The sequence below is a fragment of the Cupriavidus necator genome (genome assembly GCF_040578825.1).
In the GTDB taxonomy this organism is placed as follows: domain Bacteria; phylum Pseudomonadota; class Gammaproteobacteria; order Burkholderiales; family Burkholderiaceae; genus Cupriavidus; species Cupriavidus necator_E.
On sequence record NZ_JBEFLI010000133.1, the window covers coordinates 1 to 7758 of the forward strand.

8 protein-coding genes are annotated in these 7758 nt (G+C 69.5%); 1 reads left to right on the forward strand and 7 read right to left on the reverse strand.

All coding sequences use genetic code 11. From position 1 onward, the window contains the following. Nucleotides 1-401: 401 nt before the first annotated feature. Nucleotides 402-929, forward strand: coding sequence for a dihydroneopterin aldolase (locus AB1I47_RS32890; RefSeq protein ID WP_354687836.1), 528 nt, complete (start codon nt 402-404; stop codon nt 927-929). A 53-nt stretch (nt 930-982) separates the two neighbouring features. Here AB1I47_RS32890 and fae read toward each other — a convergent pair whose 3' ends face one another. The 7 genes from fae to AB1I47_RS32925 form a co-directional block, all read right to left on the reverse strand. Beyond that, the gene (fae, locus tag AB1I47_RS32895) at nt 983-1495 is read right to left on the reverse strand and encodes a formaldehyde-activating enzyme (protein ID WP_354687837.1); all 513 of its coding nucleotides are present in this window, start codon (nt 1493-1495) and stop codon (nt 983-985) included. Nucleotides 1496-1567: 72 nt separating this feature from the next. After that, nucleotides 1568-2497 carry a triphosphoribosyl-dephospho-CoA synthase gene (locus tag AB1I47_RS32900; RefSeq protein WP_354687838.1) on the reverse strand — a complete coding sequence of 310 codons (930 nt, stop codon included), beginning with the start codon at nt 2495-2497 and terminating at the stop codon, nt 1568-1570. Next, a complete protein-coding gene (locus tag AB1I47_RS32905) occupies nt 2494-3474 on the reverse strand; it encodes an ATP-grasp domain-containing protein (RefSeq protein ID WP_354687839.1) in 981 nt (326 codons plus the stop codon). The genes AB1I47_RS32900 and AB1I47_RS32905 overlap by 4 nt, the downstream gene beginning before the upstream one ends. 1 nt (nt 3475) lies before the next feature. Next, nucleotides 3476-4504, reverse strand: coding sequence for a methenyltetrahydromethanopterin cyclohydrolase (gene mch / locus AB1I47_RS32910; protein ID WP_354687840.1), 1029 nt, complete (start codon nt 4502-4504; stop codon nt 3476-3478). Continuing rightward, a complete protein-coding gene (locus AB1I47_RS32915; RefSeq protein ID WP_354687841.1) occupies nt 4428-5642 on the reverse strand; it encodes an ATP-grasp domain-containing protein in 1215 nt (404 codons plus the stop codon). The genes mch and AB1I47_RS32915 overlap by 77 nt, the downstream gene beginning before the upstream one ends. 4 nt (nt 5643-5646) lie before the next feature. Continuing rightward, on the reverse strand, nt 5647-6552 hold the full coding sequence (locus AB1I47_RS32920; protein WP_354687842.1) for an NAD(P)-dependent methylenetetrahydromethanopterin dehydrogenase: 906 nt from the start codon (nt 6550-6552) through the stop codon (nt 5647-5649). A 54-nt stretch (nt 6553-6606) separates the two neighbouring features. Then, complete coding sequence (locus tag AB1I47_RS32925) at nt 6607-7653, reverse strand: beta-ribofuranosylaminobenzene 5'-phosphate synthase family protein (protein ID WP_354687843.1); 1047 nt, start codon at nt 7651-7653, stop codon at nt 6607-6609. Nucleotides 7654-7758 lie beyond the last annotated feature (105 nt).

Genomic DNA, 7758 nt, shown 5'->3' on the forward strand with positions numbered 1-7758 from the left:
GTGCTGTACATGATCGCGATGTGAACGCTGCGCTAAATATCCTTGCCCGATCGGGACATCGATCGCCTGCAGAGGGAATCTCCTCCCTTTAGGGAGGGGAGGATGTCAAGTCGTGTGCTGTTTGTTGAGATGCATCGCGGCCGGAGCGTTCGTTCGCCTGTGCTCTGTCCTGAAGCTGCGAGCCCTGGTGATCGCTCCCCTCTCCCGCGAGCGGGAGAGGGGTTGGGGGTGAGAGCCGGAGCGTCGACGAAGTGCCGCCCGTCGGTATGCCAAATCCTCCCCTCAATATGCACGAGGCGTGCCTGGCGCACGCCCATTCCGTGGTCCGCTTCTTGCGTCCCCGGTGCTGCGGCATCCATAGCGAAGCACGGTGTTTTCGAGCGAGATGAGGGGGAGTGCAGATGAGACGAGACGACAATGTGATGCGGCTTGCGGCCACGCAGCCATCGCTGCGCGAGCCGCAGCGCGCAGGTTCCGGCCACTGGGCCGACCACCACGCCATGGCCGCCGCGCCGGCAGCGATGGACCTGATCTTTATCGAAGGGTTCGAAGGCGAGACGGTGATCGGCATCGATCCCGGCGAGCTGCACGCGCCGCAGCCGCTGCGCATCGACGTGGTCGCGGGCTTGCCGCGCAGCGGCGCCTGCATCAGCGACCACATTGTCGATACCATCGACTACGGCGCCGTGCGCGCGGCGCTGCGCGAGCTGATGCAGAGCCACGGCGTGCAACTGCTGGAGGCCTTCGCCGAACGCATCGCGCAGTTGCTGATCGGCCAGTTCGGCGCGCACTGGGTGCGGGTCAAAGTTGTCAAGCCGAAGAAGTTCGAAGATGTGGAGGCGGTGGGCGTGGCGATCGAGCGCTGGCGCGCAAGGCCGGGCCGCGATTCGGTGCTGGACTGGATGGGGCGGGGGCTGGTGCCGTCCTGAGTGCCGTCGTGATTGCGGCAGAGCCGGCCGGGTAGCCAGCTCTGCCAGCGGCCTCAGACGTGGGCTGCGAAGGGATGGGCTTCCTTGTGCTTCCTGGCCAGCACGTCGCGGGCGGTCGGCACGCCGTCCACCGCACGCTTGATCGCTTCGCGCGTGGCCTGGTAGTTGTAGTCCTGGATCTTGTTGTCGTCCTGCGCCTCCCAGTGAATAAACACGCCCACGCTGATAAACAGGTGGTCGGCTTCATCGGCCGGAATGGTGCCGTCTTCCACGCTGTCGGCCACCGCCATCGCCACGCCGCGTTGCGCCGGGCCAAACATCTGCACGGCTTGCTTTGCGCCCTTGATGGTCACCTTGTTGAACATCATGGTGTTGGGCTTGCAGGCCAGGTTCGGCGCCACTACCGCGAGCAGCGAGGTGAAGCCATCCTTGTTGTTGGTCAGTGCGTTGCAGAAGGCGGTTTCCGCCGCCGAGCCGCGCGGCCCCAGGATCAGGTCGATGTGTGCGACTTCATTGCCGTCGCCGACCAGCGATTCGCCGACGCGAACCCCGTCAATCTTTGCCATTTGCAAGTCTCCCCATTTGGAGTGGTTCAGGAAAGGAAGGTGGCGCGATGCTTCAATGTCGTCCGCCCCTTTTCACGTAACACGTTCCATGCCAGCCCGCGGCATGGCGGGAAACACCACGCATAGCGACGGGGCGATGCAGGCGGCCATCATCGCGCAGGCCACGGTCAGATCGGCGCTGGTACCCGGATTGATGCCGGCCAGCTTGAGTTCGCGGTCCCAGCGTTGCAGGCCCGGCAGATCGAGCGCGTGGCCGGTGGCGACATGCCTGTCCCAGGCGCGTGCCTGACGTGTGACACTTTGTGCGACCTCGAGGCCATGCTTGCGCACAATGTGCGAATCGGGAAAGCGCGCCAGGAACGCGAGGTACACCGCGAGCACGGCATGCGCCAGCGGATCGGGCCACACGGCTCGCCGGGCCAGCTGCCGGCGCAGCACCGGCAGGCCCAGCGTGAACAGGTCGGCGTAGCCGTTGGCGTACTGCCGGGCGATGGTGTCGCGCAGCGCGGCCAGCCGCATGGCGCTGCGCAGGTCGATGGTGGGAATTGCGGACACGTCCTGGTCGGGGGCTTCACCAAGCCCGCCGGGACTGGCCAGCGCGATGCCGCGGTAGGCCGCCTGCGCGTCCGCCACGGTCAGCCCCGCCAGCACGGTTTCGAGCGCGGCATGCAGGCGCTCCGGGTCCGGCGGCTGGCCTAGCCGTTCGCAGGCCGCGGCAAGCGGCGCGCACAGCAGCAGGATGCCGAGGTTGGTGTTGCAGCCCGCGGCGGCACGCGTGCGCATCACGGCGCGCTCGATGCGCGTGCCGACGCCGGCACCGGCGTCGGCCAGCTCTGGTGCCGAGGCCTCGGCGCTGGCCAGGAACAGCCCGGCGGTCATGCCATGGCCTGACGCTTCAATGCTGACGTTGCCCGGTTTGGCCACCATCACATCGAGCGAGCAGGCCCACAGGAAGGCACGCCGGATGTTATCGGCAGTGTTGATGCCGGGTGCGGCCATCATGCCGCACCGCCCGGCACGGCATGTGCTGCCGCGAAGCGCGACTGGCACGACAGTTTGCGCGTGAGCAGGTCGTCGACCAGCAGGGCGGCGATATCGCACGGCGTGACCGACTGCAGCCCGCGCCATGCTGCCACGCCATTGACTTCCAGCACCATGGCCTGCTCCGGCGCAGCCGTGCACGGCACCAGGTCGACCCCGGCATAGTCGAGGCCGAGCGCGGCGGTGGCGCGCACCGCCAGCGCTGCCACCGCGGGCGGGACCTGTGCGGCCTCGCAGCGCGCGCCCTGGGCGATATTGTGGATCCAGCCACTGCCGATGCGGCGCATAGCGGCCACGGCACGGCCCCCCACGACCAGCACGCGCCAGTCGAAACCACCGGACGTTGCCGGCGGCGGCACGAAGCGCTGCAGGTAGGCGACATGCCGGTAGGGCGCCAGCGCGGGCAGGGCGCGGAACGCTCCGTCCACCGCGCCCACCCGCTGCAGCCCCTTGCCCTGCGAACCGAACAGCGGCTTGAGCACCAGCGCGCGTGATGCCGCGCCCTCGCGCATCACCGCGCGCTGCGCGTGCGGCACCGACTCCGTGACCCACGCCGGCGGCGTGGCAATGCCGGCCCGGTGCAGCAGCCAGCTGGTCATGCCCTTGTCGACGCTGCGCTCGATCGCGCAGGCGTCGTTATAGACCGGGATGCCGAGTTCGCGCAGTGCATGCAGGATGCCCAGGCGCAGCGTGACCTGTTCGAAGCTGCCGCCGGCGATGCCGCGCACGATTACCGCATCCGGCAGGCCGCGGCCATAACCGGGGATCGCCAGGCCATGCCAGGCCCAGCCGGTATCGATGCGGCAATCGGCCAGGTCCACGCAGCGTCCCTCGCAGCCGCGCGCGGCCAGCGCCCGTTTCAGCCGCACGGTATGCCAGCCGGTCTCGTCGGTCATGATCGCGACCCGCAGCGTAGCCCCTGCACCAGCGACTTGCATGTCAGGCTTCCCGCAGCCACTGCTCGCGCAGCAGCGCCATGTCGGTCTTGCCGGCATGCCAGGTGTTGCCGCTGCCAAGGCTGCTGACCCAGACCTCGGCCGGCGCGAACAGGGCAGGGTCGATCTGGTAGAAGTCGTAGTCGTACTCCTTGAACACCGCGGCGAACGGCCGGCCGTAGTCCGGCGAGTTGGCCGACGGCAGGCTTTGCGCAAGCTCGCGCGCCGCGGCGTCATCGGCATCGACGGTCAGGTGCACACGCCCGCCGTACAGGATGGCATCGTTGGTACGGCCCATGGCCTCGATGCCGTCGGGCGCCGGCGCGGGCAACGGCGCGCTGCCGCTGCCCGCGACCACGCTGGCAAGCGGAAAGCCCAGCACGTGCGCCTTGTGCAGCGCCACTTCCAGCACCCGTCCCACCACCTGGGTGGTGCCGGCCTGGCTGCTGGTCGGAGTCAGGATCACGGTGAGTTGTTCGGGACGCAGCTTGCAGTCGCGCAGGATCTTCTGCACCGCCACGTCCGGCGGCGCGCGGTCGACTTCCAGCACCAGGCAGCCAGCCTCAGCCTGGTCCTGGTAGCCCAGCTCGTCGAACAGCGCTTCCTTGCCGGCGAGCGCGCGGGCCGGTCCCGATCCCAGCGCAAAGAACTTCTTGCCGCCGGCTTCCTCCTTGGAAGCGGCCAGGCTCCACCCCGCATACTGGCTTGCCAGGCAGGCCAGCACCGGCTGTGCGCTATGGACCTCGACCAGGGTCGGCCAGCCGTCGGCATCGTTGCCCTGGCGCAGCGTGGCCTGGCCCAGCCCACCCATGCAGATCTCGGTGATGGCAATGCCCGCGGCCACGCTGCCGGGCACTGCCACGCCCGCGTCGACGATGGTGATACCCTGCGGGCCGCTGTAGCTGGCGAGCTTCCATTCCGCCAGGCGTCCGAGCAGCCGCGCCAGCAGCGGCTGGCTAAGCGAGTTGACGCTCGCCGGCATGGCCGGCGCTGGTGCCGCGGCCGAAGTCGGGGTTGCGGTAGCTTTCGTCATGACGATCCTTGAGCAGGGAGTGGATCTGTTCGCAGCGCTGGTGCAGCGCGGTTTCGACGGCCTGCGCGTTAGCGCCCGCGGCACTGACGGTGCACAGCGCTTCGCCCACCGCCACGGGGGTGCCGGGCACCGGGATGTCGTGGCACCAGCCGGTACGCAGCAGCACCGCGGTCAGCATCGCGTTGACCTGCGCCGGGCGCTGCGCGAAGACAAGCCGGAAGCCGCGCACGCCATCCGCCGGCGCGGCCGGTGGCGGCAGTTCGGTGCCCTGGCATGCCTGCAGGTGCGCATGCATCAGCCCCAGCGGATAGGCGTGCGCGTAGAGCGCCATGCTGGCGGGTGGGCGCGGATTGATTTCGAGCACGCTTACGTCGGGCGCATCGAACAGGAAATCGATGCTGTTGAGCCCCACCAGGCTGGTTTCACGCGCGATGCAGTGGACGATCTCATGCAGCCGCGCCACCAGTCCCTGCGGCAATGCCACCGGTCCCAGCGCGCCCTCGAACAGGTAGGGCCGCTCCCGCGCCGCTGCCATGCGCTGGCGGCTGATGCCGAGCAGCTCGACGCCGCCGCGGTGCGCAAGGAACAGCGCGGACATCGGCACGCCCGCGTATTGCCGCTGGAAATAGCACGAGGTGTCGGGCGCACCGGCGCGGGCTGCCGCGGCCGCCGTGCGGATATGCCAGCCGCCGGTGCCGCCGGTGCGCTTGCACAGCCAGCCGTCCGGGTCCGGCGGCGGCGTCAGCGAGGTTTGCGGGTGCGGGATGCCAAGTGCCGACAGCAGCCGGAAGAACGGCCCGGGCGTCTTTACCGCGCGCACGGCGGCGGCGTGGTTGCCAAGCAGCGGTACCAGCGCATGGCCCGCCTCGAGCAGCTCGGGGTGCGCCTCGAAGCCGCTGCCGGCGACCCAGCCGAGCAACTGCGGGGAGCCGCGCAGCCGGCGCAGCCCGGCCAGCAGCCGCTCGCCGTCGATGGTGAGGGTATTGGCCGCGCCCACCGGCTCCCAGCAGGCGGCCACATGGCGGGTATCGGCATCGCCGAACAGGTCGAGGGCGGCCACGCGCAGGCCGGCTTGTGCCGTGGACTCGGCCATCATCCGCGACGACAGCCCGGCAACGATCAGGGAAGCGGCAGGCATGATGTCAGGCCAGCTCGGCGACGACTTCGCGCGCTAGCGCCATGGCTTCCTCGAAGCCCAGGTAGACCGGCTTGCCGGCTTCGCGCATCCACTTGAACAGGCGATGCTGCACCTGGTACTTGACGTTGCCGATGGCCAGCGCGCCGATGCCGACGGCGTCGCTGCTGCCAATGCGCCTGCCGTCGTCCATCACCCCGACGCCCTCGATCCCGGCCGGCGGCACCGCATTCACGTCGGCGGCGACCAGCAGCTTGCGCGCGCTGCTGCGCTCGGCCTCGCCGACCACCTGAACCCCCGCGCTGGCGGTGGCCAGCACGATGTCGGTATCGGCCAGCACCGACTGCAGTTCGGTGCTGTTGCGGATCACCACCCCTTCGGTCAGCGCGTTGAAGCAGCGGTTGGTTTCCTCGCTCAACCGCGCCGCGGCCTCGCTGCCGGAACGGTTCGACAACCACACCTGGGCGCCGAGCTGGGATGCCAGCGCACCGGCGATGCGTCCGACCGCGCCGCTGCCGCCGACCACCAGCACGCGCCGGCCGGCAAAGTCGGTCTGGTGCGCCTTGCGCAGTTGGCGCTCGACGGTCGCCACCAGCGCGGCGGCGGTGGTATAGGAACCGCTCGGGTCGGCGAATACGGAGACTTCGAACGGCGGCACCATGGCCTTGCGCGCCAGCGCCAGCATCTCGGCTGCCTGCACCACGTCGCGCCCGCCGATAAAGATGCCGGTATGGGCCACGCCTTTGGGCCCGCGCGAGAAGATCGCGTCCTGCGTCATGGCCCCGATGTTGCGGGTATCGACGTCGCAGTATGGGACTGCCAGGTCGTAGCCGGCATCGATCGCCATATTGACGTCGAAGGGGCTCATCTGCCGGCCGGGCGTGAACATATGGAGGATGTAGGGGCGGGTCATGGCGTCGAATGAAGGAAGTTAGGCAGGCCTGTGGAAACCGGGAGCGGCCTGGGCTCAGGCGGCGTTGCGTTGTTCTGCTGCTGGTACCGGCGCAGGTACGGCACCTGCGACCTGGGCGCCGCTGTTGCGGCCGCGGACGATGCGTACCTGCAGGGGCGCGTCGAGCATGCCGGCGGCGCGCGCGGCCGCCACGGCGGCTTCGGCCTCTGGCTGCGAGGGCAGGATGGCGAAGCCGGTAGGGCCCCATGAACTCTGCCCCACTGCGGCCGGCCCTCGCTGGGCCAGCCACTGCAGCAGGCGGCTGACCTCGGGGCTGGCATGGATGCCGCCTTGCGCTGGCGCGAAGTAGCTGCCAATGGTCTGCTGGAGCTGATTCACGCCTTCGGCGAAGGGCAGGAAGTCCTGCTCGGCGGCGCCCGGCAGGATCTGCATCAGCACGCGATGGCACAGGTCGGCGGCAAGGTGCCGGGGGAAGGGCGGCAGCGCCTGGATCGCCAGCCGCTCGGCATTGCCATGCAGGCCGACGCGGCTGCGATCCTGGATCAGCACGACGCGCCAGGACTCGGGAAAGTCGAAGCGGGCCAGCATGGGCGCGGCGCTGCCCGGGGCGCGCGGGCCGCCGTCCACCAGCAAACCACCGTGCTCGAAGCCGGCGATGCCGATACCGGAACGGCCGCCGCGGCCCAGCATGGCCGCGATGTCCGCGGCCGACCACGGCAAGCCATGCAGGGTCACAAAGGCGCGCCCTAGCGCCAGCGCAAGCTGCGTGCCGGAACCGAATCCCGCATGCGCGGGTAGGGCCTCGTGCAGCGTCATTGCCAGCGGCGAGTCGATGCCGCTGGCTTGCCTGAGCTGCGCCAGCCATTGCCGCAGCCGCAGCAGGTCGCCTGCCGCGGACAGGGTGAGGGCTACCGCGCTGTCTCGCGCCGCAGCGCAGAGTTCAATCGTGGTCGCAGGGCCATCGATGACCAGGCCCAGGCTGCCGAAGCGCCGGCCCAGGCAAGCGCCCGGATCGAGAAAACCGAGATGCAGGCGGCCCGTGGCGCTCACCATGGCGTGCCGCGCGAGCGGCGCGCGATAGAACTCTTCAGGCGTTGACATGGGCGGCTTCCCCTTGGGAAAAGGTCTCGTCAACGCTGTCAAGCAAGCTGCATACCCACGGGGGGGGGTTGCCTGGTGGGGGATGTCAGGCGGGTTTTCTTGCGT